This window comes from Lysinibacillus sp. KU-BSD001 (assembly GCF_042920265.1).
Taxonomy (GTDB): Bacteria; Bacillota; Bacilli; order Bacillales_A; family Planococcaceae; genus Lysinibacillus_B.
Map to the genome: position 1 here is coordinate 113,183 of NZ_JBDQZI010000010.1, position 18,688 is coordinate 131,870.

10 protein-coding genes and 1 riboswitch are annotated in these 18,688 nt (G+C 37.9%); of the genes, 8 read left to right on the plus strand and 2 right to left on the minus strand.

Going from position 1 to position 18,688, the window contains the following annotated elements; genetic code table 11:
• The first annotated feature begins 132 nt into the window (after nucleotides 1–132).
• The 5 genes from AAGS61_RS14690 to AAGS61_RS14710 are packed head-to-tail and all read left to right on the plus strand — an operon-like array spanning nucleotide 133 to nucleotide 7,195.
• Nucleotides 133–1,281, plus strand: a complete 1,149-nt coding sequence (locus AAGS61_RS14690; RefSeq protein ID WP_391373404.1) for a CaiB/BaiF CoA transferase family protein — start codon at nucleotides 133–135, stop codon at nucleotides 1,279–1,281.
• Nucleotides 1,282–1,300: 19 nt separating this feature from the next.
• On the plus strand, nucleotides 1,301–2,440 hold the full coding sequence (locus tag AAGS61_RS14695; protein ID WP_391373407.1) for an acyl-CoA dehydrogenase family protein: 1,140 nt from the start codon (nucleotides 1,301–1,303) through the stop codon (nucleotides 2,438–2,440).
• A gap of 19 nt (nucleotides 2,441–2,459) precedes the next feature.
• Entirely contained in the window at nucleotides 2,460–3,950 is a 1,491-nt protein-coding gene (locus AAGS61_RS14700; protein WP_391373410.1) for a hypothetical protein, read from the plus strand.
• 11 nt (nucleotides 3,951–3,961) lie between these two features.
• Nucleotides 3,962–5,599: a urocanate hydratase gene (gene hutU, locus AAGS61_RS14705; protein WP_391373412.1), complete on the plus strand. Its 1,638-nt coding sequence runs from the start codon at nucleotides 3,962–3,964 to the stop codon at nucleotides 5,597–5,599.
• Between the two features lie 18 nt (nucleotides 5,600–5,617).
• On the plus strand, nucleotides 5,618–7,195 hold the full coding sequence (locus AAGS61_RS14710; protein WP_391373415.1) for an AraC family transcriptional regulator: 1,578 nt from the start codon (nucleotides 5,618–5,620) through the stop codon (nucleotides 7,193–7,195).
• 53 nt (nucleotides 7,196–7,248) lie between these two features.
• Here AAGS61_RS14710 and AAGS61_RS14715 read toward each other — a convergent pair whose 3' ends face one another.
• Nucleotides 7,249–8,691, minus strand: a complete 1,443-nt coding sequence (locus tag AAGS61_RS14715; protein ID WP_391373418.1) for a helix-turn-helix domain-containing protein — start codon at nucleotides 8,689–8,691, stop codon at nucleotides 7,249–7,251.
• Between the two features lie 169 nt (nucleotides 8,692–8,860).
• On the opposite strand from AAGS61_RS14715, the gene hutU (AAGS61_RS14720) reads away from it, so the two are divergent.
• The 3 genes from hutU (AAGS61_RS14720) to AAGS61_RS14730 all read left to right on the plus strand — a co-directional run bounded on the left by hutU (AAGS61_RS14720) (nucleotide 8,861) and on the right by AAGS61_RS14730 (nucleotide 17,408).
• Nucleotides 8,861–10,522, plus strand: coding sequence for a urocanate hydratase (gene hutU / locus AAGS61_RS14720; RefSeq protein WP_391373421.1), 1,662 nt, complete (start codon nucleotides 8,861–8,863; stop codon nucleotides 10,520–10,522).
• 7 nt (nucleotides 10,523–10,529) lie between these two features.
• On the plus strand, nucleotides 10,530–11,801 hold the full coding sequence (gene hutI / locus AAGS61_RS14725) for an imidazolonepropionase (protein ID WP_391373424.1): 1,272 nt from the start codon (nucleotides 10,530–10,532) through the stop codon (nucleotides 11,799–11,801).
• 219 nt (nucleotides 11,802–12,020) lie between these two features.
• A riboswitch (cyclic di-GMP riboswitch) is annotated at nucleotides 12,021–12,106 on the plus strand.
• A gap of 157 nt (nucleotides 12,107–12,263) precedes the next feature.
• On the plus strand, nucleotides 12,264–17,408 hold the full coding sequence (locus AAGS61_RS14730) for an NPCBM/NEW2 domain-containing protein (RefSeq protein WP_391373427.1): 5,145 nt from the start codon (nucleotides 12,264–12,266) through the stop codon (nucleotides 17,406–17,408).
• Between the two features lie 77 nt (nucleotides 17,409–17,485).
• Here AAGS61_RS14730 and AAGS61_RS14735 read toward each other — a convergent pair whose 3' ends face one another.
• Complete coding sequence (locus AAGS61_RS14735) at nucleotides 17,486–18,529, minus strand: Fic family protein (protein WP_391373430.1); 1,044 nt, start codon at nucleotides 18,527–18,529, stop codon at nucleotides 17,486–17,488.
• Nucleotides 18,530–18,688: the final 159 nt, after the last annotated feature.

Sequence of the window (18,688 nt, forward strand, 5' to 3'; positions counted from 1 at the left end):
TTTAATCCCCTTTGTGCACATTTTATCTCATTTAATCTTTAAAAAATCCACAAATACATATTTTTTTTACGCTAGTAACAAATATTTCTATATATGACAATAAAGAAAATCATCAAAGGGGGCATATCAAACATGGCAAAAGCACTTGAGGGGATTACTATTCTAGATTTTAGCAGGGTACTTGCAGGACCATATTGTACAATGCTTTTAGCAGATTTGGGTGCAGAAGTAATTAAAGTGGAGTTACCTGGCTTCGGGGATGATACACGCCATTTTGGTCCGTATGTAAATGGCGAAAGTGCTTATTTTGCTCTTGTGAATCGAGGGAAAAAAAGTATCGAACTGGATCTAAAAAACCCTGAACATATTGACTTAATTAAAGAAATGGTTCGTGATGTAGATGTCGTTGTTGAAAATTTCCGTCCTGGTGTTATCCAAAAACTCGGACTAGATTACGAAACTTTAAAAGCAATCAATCCCGGTCTTGTTTATACGTCTATTTCTGGATTCGGACAAAATACATCATTGTCACACCGCCCTGCTTATGATTTAGTCGCACAGGCGATTGGTGGTATGGCAAGTATTACAGGTTATCCTGATTCACCCCCAACACGTACAGGAAACTCACTAGGAGATATGAGTGCTGCTTTATATGCGGCTTACGGTACAATGGTCGCCCTATTCCATAAACAACGTACAGGTGTCGGACAGTTTGTTGATATTTCGATGGTGGATAGTATTTTTGCCATGCTTGAAACAAATGTACTTCGCTACACAATTAACAAGGAAGTGCCAGAACGTATCGGTAGTCGCCATCCAATTAGTACACCATTTGATATTTTTAAAACAAAAGAAGGTTATTTAGTTATTGCTATTGCCAATAATCGTCTATTTGAAAAATTTTGTGAAGCGATTCAAATGCCAGAACTTTCAAAAGATGAACGTTTTATAACAGATGAACTACGCACAGAAAACGAAACACAATTAAAAGAAATTATTGAATCATGGCTAGCTAACTATAGCTCCATTGAGGCAGAGCAAATTTTAGAACAATCTGGTATCCCTGCTTCACGTATTAATACGATTAAAGATATTGCAGAAGACCCTTTAATCGCTGAGCGCGATATGCTCATTGATGTAGAACATCCAATCGCTGGCACAATGCGTATTACTGGGAACCCAGTAAAACTATCTGAAACACCTGCTCAGATTAACAAAACAATCCCTGTCTTAGGCGTAAACAACGAAGAAATTTTCTCAAAATACAAAAAACTAGTATAATGAAAAGGTGGAATAGACTATGAACTTTAATTACACAGATGAACAACTTGAAATCCGCAAAATGGTAAGAGCTTTCAGCAATGAAGTATTACAAGAAAAAGCAGAGGAATTAGATCGCGAAAACCGCTTCCCGACTGAAACCATTCCAATGCTTGCTGAAATGGGTTTAATGGGGATCGCCTACCCTGAAGTGTACGGTGGTGTAGGTGCAGACTCTATTACAGAAGCTATCGCTGTTGAAGAAATCACAGCAGCCTGCGCAGCAACAGGCTCTATTTTAACAGCGCACTATTTAGGGATTGATGGCTTGTTTTTAGCTGCAAGTGAAGAACAAAAGAAAAAATATTTAACACCAGGCTGTACAGGTGAAAAGTTATTTGCATTTGGTTTAACAGAACCAAGCGGTGGTACAGATGTTGGTGCCATGCGTACAACAGCAAAATTAGATGGTGACCACTATGTACTAAACGGCCAAAAGGTGTTCATCACAAATGGGGCTTATGCAGATATTATTGTTGTCTATGCCAAAACAGACACAGCCGCAGGAACGAAAGGCATTAGTGCATTTATTGTAGAAAAAGGCACAGAAGGATTAATTTACGGTGCTGGCGATGATAAAATGGGAATTCGCGGTGCCCGCACGGACGAGATCATTTTCGAAAACTGCCGCATTCCAAAAGAAAATTTAGTTGGGCAAGAAGGAGACGGCTTCAAAATTGCGATGCAAGTTGTTGACCGTGGACGTATCGGTATTGCTGCAATGGCAGTCGGTTTAGCACAAAGAGCGCTTGATGAAGCTGTAAAATATTCCAAAGAGCGTATCGCCTTCAACAATGAAATTTCAAAATATCAAGGGATCCAGTGGATGCTTGCTGAGATGGAAACAGATATACAAGTAGGACGTATTTATACATACTACACAGCAAGCTTAAAGGATCAGGAAGGCTATCGTATTTCAAAAGAAGCTGCTATATCAAAGCTCTTCACATCAGAAGCATCCAATCGAGTCGTTAATAAGGCTGTACAAATTCACGGTGGTTATGGCTACATGAAAGAATACCCGGTTGAGCGTTTATACCGTGACCAACGTATTCTTGAAATTTTCGAAGGTACATCACAAGTACAGAAAATGGTTATTTCAGGCCATTTATTAAAATAAATTAAATTGGGGGATTTTTATGGTGCAACGCGAAAAGTTTGAACGGGACGAATGGATTCAACAAACACTTTACGAGCTGCTCACACACTATAAAAATACCCCTTTTTTGTGTGAACAGCTGCTTAGACAAACGAATTATAGCGATACTTTACAAAGCATGACACAACTAAAAAGCGATGAAACTGCGATTATTCAATCTGGAAAACCAATTGGTAAATTTCACACAAATCATCATGCACCACGGTTAATTACAGTGAATAATATGCTAGTACCCAACTGGACAACTCTCGATATATTTGACCAGTTACAACAAAAAAATCTTGTGCTCGAACACGAAAGCTATGTAGCACATCTTACATACTTTAGCCACTATTCGGTGCTCTATACAACGTATTTAATGATGAAAGAGATGCTCTTTCAAAAAAACATTATAAGAGCATTTGGCAATGAGTGGATTTTAAGCTCTGGACTCGGTGTTTTAAGTAGCGCAACCGTTGATGCCGCATTTTTATTGCAAACACCTATTTTAATTGTTGCCCGAAATGAGCTACGTGCCAAACAATTACTCGCAAAAGGTTCCATTCACCATATTGTATATGATGCAGAAATGGCACTTCATCATATTCAACAAGCTCTTACATCAAAACAATATATCGCTGTTGTATTGATTGGTGACGTAACAGAACAATATGAACAGCTAGCAAACCGTGGTGCACGTCCTACACTACTCATTGACCAAACACCGCTTAACCGCCAGTCTTTCTATACTAACGTGACAGATGAACAAATCCAAAAGATGATGCAGGCTATTCTGCAATTTATACAAAGAGAGACAACCGTAATGGATTTTGGCAATGGTCTTAGCCAATTAATAAAAGCGTATACAAATCAAAAAATCGAAACGACTATGCAACATTTTTTACGACCTCTTTTGCTTGAAGGAAAAGAACATATTCACTTCATGTATTTATCCGATGATAAGCAAGAAATTGCATACATTCATAAAGTACTCAATGAACAAATAGAACAAGCATCATTAAAGCACTGGCTACAGATTTCTCAGCAACACTGTCAGCACGAGCAATTTTATATACGTGATCTTTGGCTATCAGAAAAAGAAACAATTGCTGTTGCTATAGTATTAAATCAATTAATAGAAGAACAACATTTATCCGCTCCTCTCGTCATGTCAAAAGGACTATATAATACATCGACTGCTGTTGCACCTAAATTTGAAACTGAAAATTTAAAAGATAATAGTGACACAATTGCTGATTGGCTATTTTTACAAGCATTACTTAGCACAAGTAGCGGTGCTAGCTGGATAACGATTGCACAGCATACCCCTACTATGCCAAGTATTCATACATTATCTTCCCTCGTATTAGATGGGCAAATTGAAACCGAAAAAAGAATTCATCGTTTCTTCCACAATCAAGCACGTTTCACATTGTTACGACATGCCTATGCAGGCTATTCAAAATCTGTGGCACAAGTAACAACAGATTAGGAGGTGAAGTTATGGAAACCATTCGCGTACCTATTGGACAAGAGCGGCAATGCCAAAATGATGAAATCGAAGGTCTTTATCGGATGTTTTTAAACTGTTTAGATCCACGTGTTGCAGAAAATAGCCCTGAATTTATCGTTTACGGTGGAATGGGCAAAGCAACAAAAAATAACGAAACATTTCAAGAAACACTACATTATTTAAAAACTTTACAGCCTGATGAAACATTGCTGATTCAATCCGGGCAGCCCGTAGCGATTATGCAAACATTTGAAAGTGCTCCGCGCGTGCTCATTACAGCTGCTATGCTTGCTCCGGATACTGCAAATATGCAACACTTTAATTATTTATGTGATAAAGACTTAACGATGTATGGACAAGCTACAGCAGCATCATGGTCATATATTGGTGTACAAGGTATTTTGCAAACAACCTTTGAGACATTTCATGAAATCGGGGCACGTTATTTCCAACATTCACTTGCTGGTAAAATTGTTTTAAGCTCTGGACTCGGTGGCATGGGGAGCGCGCAACCTATTTCTGTTACGATGAATGGCGGGGTTTCAATTATTGTCGAAATAGATGAAAACAAAATTAACCGCGGCTTATTAAATAACTACTGTGATGTAAAGGTGGATAATTTAAAAGAAGCAATCACCTTAGCAAAAGAAGCTGCTCATCAAAAAATGCCTTATGCCATTGCCCTAGTTGGCAATGCCATTGATGTCTATAAAGAATGCTTGGACTTAGGTTTTGTTCCTAATATTGTCACAGATCAAACAGCAACCCATGATTTATTAAATGGGTTGATTCCACAAGGCTTGTCATTTGAGCAAGCTACGTATTTGCGAACAAAAAAACCAAAAGAGTACCTCAAGTTCGCTAAACGCTCCGTTGTTGAACAAGTCAAATCAATGTTGCAATTTCAAGAAAAAGGTGCAATTGTTTTTGACTATGGAAATAATATTCGAGCAGAAGCTTTTAGTAATGGGTTGATGGAAGCCTTTTCTTTTCCAGTTTTCACAAAAGAATATATTCGACCATTTTATTTTGAAGGGCGTGGTCCTTGCCGTTGGATTGCTTTATCAGGCAACCCCAATGATATTTATATTATTGATAATATTTTGCTTAATCGATTCTCAAACAACGATCGGTTAACGCGTTGGATTCAATATGCCCAAGAAAAGCTCAGTTTTCATGGTTTACCTGCTCGAACTTGTTGGTTAAACTACGAGGAACGTATTTTAGTAGGAGAAATTTTACATGAGCTCGTCAAAAATAAAATTTTATCAGGACCTATTGTGATGACACGGGACCATTCTGAAGGAAGTACAATTGCTGCTCCTCACCGTGAAACAGAAAGCATGCTAGATGGCAGTGATATGATAGCTGATTGGCCGATTTTAACAGCCTTATTAAATACAAGCTGTGGTGCCTCTTTAGTTTCGATACAACACGGTGCTGGTGTCGGAATTGGCAAATCTATTCATACAGGAATGTCTATTGTCGTAGATGGTACAGAAAATTCCCATCAAAAACTTACAAAAGTTCTTGAAATTGACCCTGCCATGAATATTATTCGTCATGCAGATGCTCAGTATGAAAAAGCACAGCAAATGCTTGAAAAGCTAAAAAAATACAAATTTTAATATGTGTGAGGTGGTTTAATGGTCAAGCAGATTATTGTCGTCGCAAATGCAGATGTACGAAAAGATATTCATTTCCCAAATCTTTGCTACATTCGACAAGAGTATATCACCTTTGATGATTTTTTTTCCACTTCATCCAGAGAAAGTATCTTTATCATAGACATGCGCGATATGGATGACCCGCTATTTTCTCTACCCGCTCAAGATAATATATATATCGCGTTTGATGATGTGATTTCTTTAACAAAATATCGGCAATTTATGCACCTTGGCTTTCGTGAGGCTTTTGAAATGCACGAAATGTCACTACTGCACCAATATATTGAAACAATTGTGCATGATTCTTTCCAAGCGTTAAATAAACCATCTATTCGTTTAGATGAACAACATATCGCCTATATGAAATTTAGCCTGGCATATGATCTCATATACGGTAATATCAAAAACATTAAGAGTATTTGGGATCGTTATAGTTTAACGGGGAGTATACAACTTCCTAATATTGTACTCCTTGTACATATTGATGATTTCGCTAAAATGGTCGAACGTAAAAGTGAACAATGGGAATACACCATTCGTAAACATGTAATGGATACTATTGATCAATTTTTTACAGAACAAAAATTAGAAACTATTACCGTCACAACAGGGGCAGATAAAATTGCTATTTTATACTCCGCCAATGTACAAGCATACGAATACGAATACTTTGTTGAAATGAAGGAACTTGCAACAAAGCTACGTCAATATGTTTTTGATCAAACACAGTATTCCTTAACGATTGGTATTAGTAATTATTATAGTGATGTACGCAACTTACATATGGCCTATGAAGAAGCCTTTTTAGCCCAAGAACAAAAATTTTACGAAGGGAAACAAAGTATCGTCCATATTAGCGAGATTCAACAAACTTATAGTACTTCCAAGTTAATTTTTGACTTAGATGTCTCCATTCTTTGCAATAAATTAATTATTGGTGATATAGAAGGCATTCAAGATGAGTACAGCATACTCGAAAAAAAGCTATTTACGAAATCCACTATACAACCAAATTTATTTAAGATTGTTATTTCTAATATTGTAGTGACCCTATGTCGTGCCACGATGGAAGGCGGTGTGGATTCTTTAGAAATAATCAAGCTATACAATGAAATCGAAAAAGAATTACCAAAGCTCGAAAATATTGCTGAAATTCAACAATGGATGAGGCATATCATTCACTTTTTAATACAAGCGCTCTCGAAAGCGCATAGCTCTAAAACATCCGGTTCGATCAATCGTGCCATTCAATTTATCGAAAAAAACTATTGCCATGGCATTACGTTAGAAGAAGTAGCTGAAACCGTCCAACTAACGCCGAACTATTTTAGCAACGCATTTAAAAAAGTAACGAAGCAGTCTTTTATCGAGTATATTACCAATTTACGCATTCAGCGCGCTAAAGAGCTACTACTTAAATTGAGTCTATCTATTTCCGACATTAGCAATCAAATCGGATACTATGATTCTCGTTATTTTAGTCGTGTATTTAAAAATATAGTTGGCAAAACCCCTTCTCAGTACCGCAATATGATGCTAAAAAATGAAAAAGTATAACAAAAAGCACGCACATTAGTAAACTTCTACCGATGTGCGTGCTTCTTTATAAACTATTTACCTTTATGCTGATGGCGATATTTTAATGGTGTATCATTAAAATATTGTTTAAACACTTTAATAAAATAATTAACATCTTCAAATCCACATGATACAGCAATTTCTGACACAGGCATATCCGTTGTCAACAGTAGCTTACTTGCCTGCTGAATGCGATAATTTGATAAATATTTCTTCAAATGTAGCCCCTGCTTTTTCGTAAAAAGAGAACTTAAATAATTGGCATTAATGCCAATGTCACGCGCCATTTGCTGTAAGTTAATCGATGAATCCGCATAATGTTGCTCAATATAGGCAATCGCTTGCTCCGTATAATCGGCTTGTTTTGATACATGAATCGACTGTACTTTTTGTAATAGCGATTGTAAAAACACTATAATTTCCTGTAAAATTACATGCAAAATTGGCTCATCCAAAATAATATGAAATAAATTACGATACCGTTTTTCCAAGTGCGAATCTAATTGCAAATGGTATTTCATCATAAAACGACGAATTTGTGCGAGCACACTCGTTAAATGAATACGTACCTCTTCATGATAATAATGCTGCTGGCGTAACTGTAGTAAGGATGCTTTTAACATCGCCATATCTCCATGTTCTAAGCTATGTATCCACAATTGCTGTTGCTCCGGTGTAAGTAATGGATCAAACGTATCGTATTTGATCGGGTCCGACGTAAAAAATACTTGCTCATATCCTTTATAAAAACGATGTGATAAATTTGCTATTACTTTACGATACATCGCATTAACCGTAGTAGGTTCCTCATCATAAAAACAAATATTAATCACTTCACCGTGCTGTTCTTTCCATTCATTAATCAATAAACGCCCTACTTTGAACATTTCTTTTTGAGATAAAGAATCAACAAAACAAATCATTCGCTTATTCAAAGGATACACATCAATCTTTTGAAAAATCGTTAATGTCCTTAACCATTTGGCCAACTCCCCCATCATCCCCACATTTTTCAGTTCAATCGTGAAAAACGTTTCGTACACAATGGTCCCGTCTTCACGGTAAAAAATTTCATCATAAACATTTTTCCTTTGCAAAGCTATAGATTGCACTGGCTCATGTTTGGCTAATGGCAAAGATAATATCGTTTTCTTTAAATCCTCTAGTGGAATCGGTTTAACAAATAATTTTCTACTTTGAATTTCAATCGCTGTCGCTGCATACTGAAACATCGGCTGCATCGTCGTTGAAATAATGTGCATGTGTGGATAATTTTGAAGAAATAATTTTAATGTCATATTAATGAATGTAATATCAATAATTAGTAACTGTGGTTGCTCTTCTTCGATAAAGCGTATTACCTGCTCCGTGTTTATTGCCTTTTTAATATACAACCGATGTGGGATGTACGCCTTTAAGAACCATTCAATCCCTTGTGCCTCTTCTATATCTGATTCTGCTATGATAATCAGCATCCATTTCACCTCTTAAATTTTTTCTATTTTTTAAAAAAATCTTATTTTAAACAAAAGATAACTCTTTTATATAAATATTTTACTATAAAATATGGGATTGTTCTATTTATTTAGACTTTTCAGAAACATAAAATAAGAGTAAGTTCTAAACAAAGGGAGAGATAAACAAATGGTAATCAAAACAAATATCCGTGCACCACGTGGCAATGAATTAACATGTAAAGGTTGGACACAAGAAGCAGCAATGCGTATGTTAATGAACAACCTTGACCCAGAAGTAGCAGAAAATCCTGATGAGTTAGTTGTATATGGAGGAATCGGGAAAGCAGCACGTGACTGGGAAAGCTTCCATAAAATAATTGAAACATTAAAAGAGCTAGAAAATGATGAAACAATGCTTGTGCAATCTGGGAAACCAGTTGCTGTATTCAAAACACATGAAAACGCACCACGAGTGTTAATTGCAAACTCGAACTTAGTGCCAGGATGGGCGAACTGGGAACATTTCTATAAACTGGAAGAACGCAATTTAATGATGTATGGACAAATGACAGCTGGTAGCTGGATTTACATCGGTGCTCAAGGCATTTTACAAGGAACATACTTAAGCTTTGTAGAAGCTGGAAAGAAAAAATTCGGTACACCAGACCTTCGCGGTAAGTTTATTTTAACTGGTGGTATGGGCGGTATGAGTGGTGCTCAACCATTAGCAGGGAAAATGGCTGGTGCAGTTATTCTGGTAGTCGAAGTAGAACGTGCTCGCATTGAGCGTAAAATTAAAGAAGGATACTGTGACTATATCGTTGAAACAGTAGATGAAGCAATCGAGTTAGTTAACAAATTAACAGCGGCAAAAGAACCTGCATCTATTGGCTTAGTTGGCAACTGTGCAGATGTCAACCGTGAATTATTAAATCGTGGCATCATTCCTGATTTTGTAACAGACCAAACATCCGCACATGATCCAATCAACGGCTATGTGCCAAATGGTATGAGCTACGAGGAAGCGCTAGAACTGCGCAAAAACCATCCAAAAACATACGAACAAAAAGCAAAAGAAACAATGGCAGAGCATGTTCGTACAATGCTAGAATTCCAAGCAGCAGGTGCGGAAACATTCGACTACGGTAATAACATCCGCGCGTACGCACAAGAAATGGGTGTAGAAAATGCCTTTGATTTCCCTGGCTTCGTACCAGCTTACATCCGTCCGCTATTCTGTGAAGGGAAAGGACCATTCCGCTGGGCAGCTTTATCAGGTGATCCAGAAGATATTTATAAAACAGATGCACTTGCAAAAGAAATGTTTGCGGATGATGAAGGATTAGTTAACTGGATTGATATGGCACAAAAAATGGTTAAATGGCAAGGGCTACCATCTCGTATTTGCTGGCTAGGCTATGGTGACCGTCACCGCTTTGCGCTTCGTGTAAACGAAATGGTAGCGAATGGTGAATTAAAAGCACCGATCGTATTTGGTCGTGATCACTTAGACTCTGGTTCGGTTGCTTCTCCAAACCGTGAAACAGAAGGTATGCGTGACGGTACAGACGCTGTATCTGACTGGCCATTACTGAACGCACTTGTGAATACAGCTGGTGGTGCTAGCTGGGTAAGTATTCACCACGGCGGTGGCGTAGGTATGGGTTACTCACAACATGCAGGGCAAGTTTTAGTAGCAGATGGCTCTCAACTAGCAGCAGACAAAATTAACCGCGTATTAGTAGCTGACCCAGGTATGGGTGTTGTACGTCATGCGGATGCTGGTTATGAGATTGCTATTCGTACGGCAAAAGAGAAGGGCGTTAATATGCCAATGTTAAAAGGATGATGCTGATATGCCATTATTAATCAAAAATGCAAATGAAATTATTACGATGCAAAGTACCGTAAATGGACCACGTACAGGCAAAGCCATGAGTGAGTTATCTATTATTGAAAATGGCAGTATTTTAGTAGAGGGCGATCGCATTATTGCGATTGGTCCTCTCGCTGAAATCAAAAAACAATTTGCCGAGCAAGTGGCACAGGCAGACGTTGTGGACGCAACGGGCAAAGTCGTCATGCCAGGACTTGTCGATTGCCATACGCACCTTGTCCATGGAGGTACACGTGAACACGAATTAAATATGCGTTTACGCGGTGCTACCTACATGGAAATTATGAATGCGGGCGGTGGTATTCACTATACAACAACCAAAACACGTGAAGCTTCTTTTGATGAATTATATGAAAAATCTTATAAAATTTTAAATCAGTTTTTAACATACGGTGTCACAACAGTTGAAGCAAAATCAGGCTACGGTCTAGATTGGGAAACAGAAAAAAAGCAGCTGGAAGTAGTAAAAAAATTACAAGAAACACATGAAATCGACCTTGTTTCTACATTCATGGGTGCCCATGCTGTACCAAGTGAATATAAAGGACGCGAAGATGATTTTGTGGATGCAGTCATTAACGAAATGCTACCGAAAGTAGCGGAGCTAGGTTTAGCAGAATTTAATGATGTTTTCTGTGAAAAAGGCGTCTTCACACCCGAACAATCTCGAAAAATTTTATTAGCTGGGAAGGACTACGGTCTAACACCAAAAATTCACGCGGACGAAATCGAACCGTATGAAGGAGCTGAACTTGCCGCGGAGCTTGGTGCCATTTCTGCAGAACACTTATTAGTAGCATCTGATGAAGGTATTGAAGCAATGGCAAAAGCCGGCACAATTGCCGTACTATTACCGGGAACAGCATTTTTCTTACGTGCCCCTTTTGCACGTGGACGACTCATGATTGATCGCGGTGTACCTGTTGCAATTTCTAGCGATTTCAATCCAGGCTCATCACCGACAATTTCTTTACCATTCATCCAAAATTTAGCTTGTATGAATATGGGGATGACAATGGAAGAAGTACTTGTTGCTACAACGATTAACGCCGCCTATGCGATTAATCGTGGTGAGAAAATTGGCTCTTTAGAAGTTGGTAAAAAAGCTGATATCTTATTACTCAATGTACCAAACTATAAACAATTGCAATATTTCTACGGCATGAACCATACAAATACAGTTATTAAAGCAGGCAAAGTCGTAGTAAAAGAAGGCGCATTTATTCGATAAGAATATTGGTTATAATTAATAGAATGGGGACACACCAATTCGTCAACGTTTAGGCGAACTGGTATGTCCCCCTTCTCTACCTACCCTATTACCTATCATTTAGTGAGTTCACTTTTTGTTCACTTAATCTCCTCGCCCATTTAACCTAATGAGCAGTAATAAATTTAGGGCTAATTGTTCTTTGGAAATAATTCTCACTATGCTATTCTTTAAGTAGAAAAATTGAATAGGCAAACCTAAAGAAATTTAGGGACGCAAAGCTATAGGGACTAAGGTTTATACAACTATGTCAGCCAGTTGCCGAAGAGTACATTCTACTTTTTGTTTAGTAAGGCACGATTAAAAACGAAGCATTTTTGTGTGGAGTTTTTTAAAGATGCCCTTATGTGAAATTAAGCTACTCTTTTTTGAGTAGCTTTTTTATGTGCTTCTTAGGAATTAAATCATCAGGAGGAATTATGTATGAAAGTTATTAAGATGGCATCCGTAGCGGCCTTGGTCTTCAATTTAGTCGGCGGCCCAATAAATGTGTTAGCGAGTGAAAGTCCGAATGGGAGCACCGTCACGACAACAGCCCAAGCTAATATGGCGACTGCTTCCATTAAGAAATTTGATTTATACGGAAAAGACATTTTAAGTGCCTACAATGACGTATTTAAAATAGCCAACACGAATATTAAATCGATTACAAACAATGGTGGAAAATATTATAGCTCTACGATTGATAAAGCAATCGATGGCGATATGAATACACACTGGGAAACAGGTAAGCCAAATAGCGCCACATTCACAAATGAAGTTGTCATTAATTTTAATGAAACGATGACATTGAATCGTATTGTTTACGCGGCTCGCCAAGAAAGTGTACGAGGGAAAGGTTTTGCCCAACAGTTTGACATCTATAGCTCCCCGACAGACACAGGTGATAATTTTACGCTCGTATCTTCAGGTGAATATACAGGTTCTACTGGCGATATTGTAGAAATTCAGTTTGCCCCTACTACGTTTAAGCGCGTAAAATTTGTCTTTAAAAAAGCAAATCAAGACTGGGCAAGTGCAGCAGAATTTCAATTTTATAAAGAAGATCCTTTAACAGAAAAAATAAACAGCCTATTTACGAACGGCTTAATGAATGAATTAAAGCCTGAATTTGCTTCATTAAGTGTTATCAATCAATTAGAGGCAGAGGCTGCTACACACCCATTAAAGGAGCAGTTACAAGTAAACTTACATATCGCAAAAGATATACTCAATAATGTCAATGTTTCGAACGAGGCAATCGTCACTGCATCACAACGAGGGAACTCGAGTACAGAAGCAAGAGAGCATCAAATTGCCAGAACCTCTTTCTCTTTAGATACATTTGGCCGATATGTCGTGCCGGGTGAGACGATTCAAGTTTTTGTGGATGCCAATGAAAATGGCGTCATGCCGAACTTAATTTTAGGACAAATAGCGGATGATAAAAACGGCTGGATTAGAAGATATTCATTAAAACCAGGGTTAAATACGATAACAGCTCCTTCCTATGACAATATGAAACCTGCCGTTGTCTATGTAGAAAACCCCGCGTTACCAAATGAGCAAGCTTATGCACCGAAAGTACGATTAGTTGGTGGTACAGCCTTCCCTGTTTACTATCACGGCAAAACGGACCCTGCAGCGTTTGAAAAAGAGTTAGAAGCATATGTGGCGAACATTAGTACAAATGACAATGACTTTGCCAGTGGCATCCCGAAAGACGTTATCTATAATGTGGCAGAGCTTGTTTCTGAAAACAATACAATTTCTACAACTGCTGCTGGTGCACTAAAAGGCATACAGGAATTAAAACCGACAGGCAAAACAGTAGCAGACACAATGAATGACTGGGAAAGCATGTGGAAAGAGTTCCAAACAATTAGCGGTTATACAGAAAACGATCGCCGCTTTAATGCAAAGTTTACTTCAAGGGTGTTTACGAAAGGACCTTATGGATGGTCTGACTGGGGATACACAGGATATAACGGTGGGAACTCCCCTAGAAGAGATGATGGCTTCTTCAAACAAATCGTAAAACCATTTGGTGTTTCTGGTAATGATGGTTGGGTTTATTTCCATGAATGGGGCCATAACATTAATAACTCCACGATGGAACACGGTGAAATCACGAACAATCTTTATTCAGTAATCATGAGAAAGAAATTCGAAAACAGTCATAACGACCGCGTAGATTGGAACACATTATACAAAAGATTTTCAGGTGAAACAGTAAACCATGGCTTCTGGACTTACTTAGGCATCCTTGAGCAAGTGCAATATTATTACGGAGAAGACAGCTATGGTAAGGCTTCTCGCATTGCTCGAACAAATCCAAATGGCGTGATGAATGGCTTAGGAAGCAACTTGCAAAGATTAGTTGTAGGTTTATCTTTAGCGACAGAAACAGACTTAACCGCATTTTTCGAAGATTGGGGCTATGTAACCGCTACAGTTAAGATGAAGGAAAAGGTAGCTCATTTACCTAAACCAAGTGTGAAATTACAATACATGCATAGTGTAGGACGAGGCTATGAAGGGGCTGGATTCTCAAACAATGCGAGTGTTACGATACACGCTCTAAAAGCAAATAAAGAAAAAAATGAGATGACCATCACATATGATATTGATGCGGCAAATAAAGATGCTGCTATGGGTTATGAAATACTTCGAGATGGCAAAGTAGTTGGCTACACAACGAGTCTGTCATTTGTCGATAAAAATGTAGATGTAACAGTTCCACATACGTATGAAATTATAGCTTATGACAAAAAATTAAATAGTTTAAAACCCGTTGAAGTGAAATCACAACAACCTGCCTTATCTGTCGAGGAGCAAGTAACGCTGAAATTACATCAACAGTATGACCCGATGGATTATGTCAAAGCAGCCTCATATGCTGGACATAATATAACAGAAGATATCGTGATCAAATCGAATAATGTCCATGTTGCTAAAAAAGGGAACTATGAAATTGTTTACGAAGTAACGAATGCTAATATTACAGCAACTAAAACAACAAAAGTGTCCGTAACAAGCGATTATGCCTATGTCTCCGATATGAATGCCAAATCGGCAAATATTCAATATGGCGATTTGAAAAAAGATACAGCAACGCCTGGCACACCGATTACACTTGTAAGACAAGGGTTAGATGCTACTTATGCAAAAGGACTTGGAACACATGCGAATTCAGAAGTTGTATATGATATCGAAGGAAAAGGCTTTGATTTCTTTGAAAGCTATATCGGCATAGACCAAAACGTAAAAGGAAAAGCCTCATCCGCCACTTTTGAAGTATGGGTAGACGGTGAAAAGAAATTTGCTAGTGACGTATTCAAATCAAACACTGAACATGCATTTGTCAAAGTTCCTGTTAAAGGCGCGAAAGAAGTAAAGCTCGTGACAACAGATGCAAATGAAAATGGTAATTCATTTGACCATACTGTATGGGCGGATGCGAAATTTACGAAAGACTCTAGTATGCCGACATTAACGATTTCTGAAGACTTCACAATGGTGAAGTTAAACAGTGATGTTGATCTTTTAAAAGATGTGACAGCATCAGATATAGAAGATGGCGATCTAAAACAACAGATTCAAGTGACAGATCACGGCTTTACTACAAAAAAAACAGGTACTTACACAATCGAGTATGCTGTAACAGATAGCGATAACAACGTTGCGACGAAATCCAAAACGATTTATGTATACAGTGATGAGCAATTTGCATCCGATATCAATTGGACGTCTGCACAAACTGCTTGGAGCACGGTAAACAAAGACAAGGCTTCTTCAGGTGGACCGATTAAGCTACGCGTGAATGGTGAGCAAAAAGCATTTACTAAAGGCATCGGGACACATGCCAACTCTACCATTGTGTATGATCTTACAGGCAAAAACTACGACTACTTTGAAGCACTCGTTGGTGTAGACCAAAACATCCCTGAAAATGCTAACTCCAGTGTTACGTTCAAAATCGTTGCAGATGGTCAAGAAGTTTATAATAGCGGCGTGATGAAATACAACACAGAGGCAAAATTAGTAAGAGTTCCACTGAAAGGTGTAAAAGAATTAACCCTTATTGCCAATGATTCAAGTAATGGTAATGCATCGGACCATGCAAATTTTGCTGATGCCAAGTTTTATATTTCAAATGGACTGCCACAGCTTTCGATTCCTAAAGATGTTGCTACGAAAGTTGGAACACCGATTGACATCAACGGAAATTATTCTGCAACAGACGCTGAAGATGGTAATTTAACAAATGCTGTACAAGTGACTGGCGCCGATCAAGTTAACTTTAATCGCACTGGGAAGTATGAGATTACTTATACAGTCACAGATTGTGATGGCAATGAAGTGACAAAAACACGAACAATCTCTGTTGTCGATATGAACGACTATCATTACCTGTCCGATTTTGATTGGCAGTCTATGCAATACAGTTATGCAGCACCTGTAAAAGATTTAGCTATTAGTCAAAAGAAAATCAGACTAACAGGAGAAGATGGTAACGAAAAAGTTTACGAAAAAGGCATTGGTACCCATTCTAACTCCACCATCGTCTATGATTTAACAAATAAAGATGCAGATTACTTCACAGCGGTTGTTGGCGTAGACCGTCAAATGTTTGGCTCTATTGGTTCGGTGATATTCCAAGTGTTTGTTGATGGGGAAAAACAATTTGACAGTGGCTTAATGGCCTCGAGAGATCCGCAAAAGTTCATTGAAGTCAATATTAGCGGTGCGAAAGAGCTAAAGTTAGTAGTGACTGACGGAGGAAATGGCAACGGTTCTGACCATGCATCATGGGGAGATGCTAAATTGCATTTCGCAAATCCAGACCGTGTGTTTACACAAGATTTGACACTAGCTATTGAAGAAGCAAAAACCATTAACACTGAAAACTACACAACTGAAAGTATGGAGGCGTTACGAGCTAGCATTGTACAAGCGGAAGCGCTACTTGCTCATCCACAACCGACGCAAATAGCGATTGACCAAGCTGTAGAAGTGCTAAAACAAGCAATAGCCGCATTAGTAGCAATTGACTTTGATCAAGTAATAACAATACAAGATCACCATCTGAAAAAGGCGATCCAGCAAACACTAGGTCTTACAGGTGAAATTACATTACGTGATATGTACAATCTCACGAGCCTAAGTAATCCATCTGCTCGAATCTCAAGTTTAGAAGGCTTACAATATGCTAAACATTTAGTTTCACTAGACATTTCGGGAAATGCGATTACTGATTTCTCACCATTAAAAGATCTAAGTAAATTAGAAACTGTTATGGCCCACCCGCAAATCGTAGAAGTAAAAAGCTTAACGGGACCCGTAACGACAGTGGAAAACTTAGTAAAAGGATTAGACGGTCACTATGTAAATCCTTATCAAATCGGTCTTAGACATACGAAAACGAACAAAGAAATATATGTAGATACTACTCTACTTGCACCAAATGCAGATCAGTTTACAATCGACCTGTCAGCAGAAGATAAAGGATTCTATATGTTAGTCATTGCTTATCAGTTGAAAGAAGATATGCTAATCCAGTTGACTTATTTTGTGGAGAATCCGTAATTAATATCCCTCTAAAAAGCACTTGTCGGCTTTTTAGGGGGATTCGCTGATAAACAGGTACAATTATTATTAATTCCCTAAATTTTCTTCCACTTCGCATTACGTCCTAACCCTTCAGGCACAATGGCTTTTTGTTCCTTCAATTCATTTAACACGCGATTAATGGTTGCCTCACTCACATCTGGACATGCATTGCGGATATCCCCTTTTGTAAAATACCCTAGTTTCTTTTCAATGAAGGCATGTACACGTTGGCTCTTGCTTCCTTTTTGTGACTCTAGTATGCCTACTCGGCTCTCTAAGTCTTTATAGGCGGCTACAAATGTACCTAACAAATAATTCACCCATGGGAAAATATCATTGGTATTGTCATGCCAATGAACGGATGATTTTCTTAGCGTTTCATAATAATCCTCTTTCGAATCCTCTATAATTTTCTCAAGACTGATATAGCGCCCTACTTCAAATCCAAATTGATATAACAGTAATAGCGTCAACAAACGAGCCATACGTCCGTTTCCATCATTAAATAGGTGTACCGATAAAAAATCTAAAATAAATACACTTATTAAAATCAGAGGCTCTACATCTGCTTTTGACATTCTTTCTCGTAATTCTTCACATAATCTTTGTATAGCAGCTGGTGTTTCAAAAGCTGAAACTGGCTCAAAGCGAATACGTTTTGTGCCATCAGAAAATGTTTCACTAATGATATTATCAACGTTTTTCCATCGCCCACCTTCAATCCCAATATACCGATACATCTCTTTATGCAATTGTAAAATAACACTTTCTCTAACCGGTATGGCATCAAAAGAAGAGTGTATCAATTGCAATACATCACGATATCCCACAATTTCCCCTTCTGAGCGATCCTGAAGGTTTGTATCGTTTTCCATAATGCTTTTTAAACGACTATCTGTGATAATAATTCCCTCAATTGCATTAGATGCCTTTGTCGATTGAATAATTGCCACATCTTTTAAAGTGTTTAATATTTGCGGAGCTTGCTGCTTATACAACTCCTGCTTGCCTTTGTATTCATTAATTTTCGCAATCAGATTCACCGTTTCCATCGGTATCATAAGTTGCTTTAATTGTTCATAATTATACGTTCTCATCATTTACCTCGTTTATGAATATATTCATTTAGAATCAAACATACTCATTTATAATAAAAGTGAGTATGTTTAATTCATATGATAGTGTTTATGAATATATTCATAATAAAATAAACATATTCATTTCACAATAAAATGATTATGTTTATTTAGCTACTC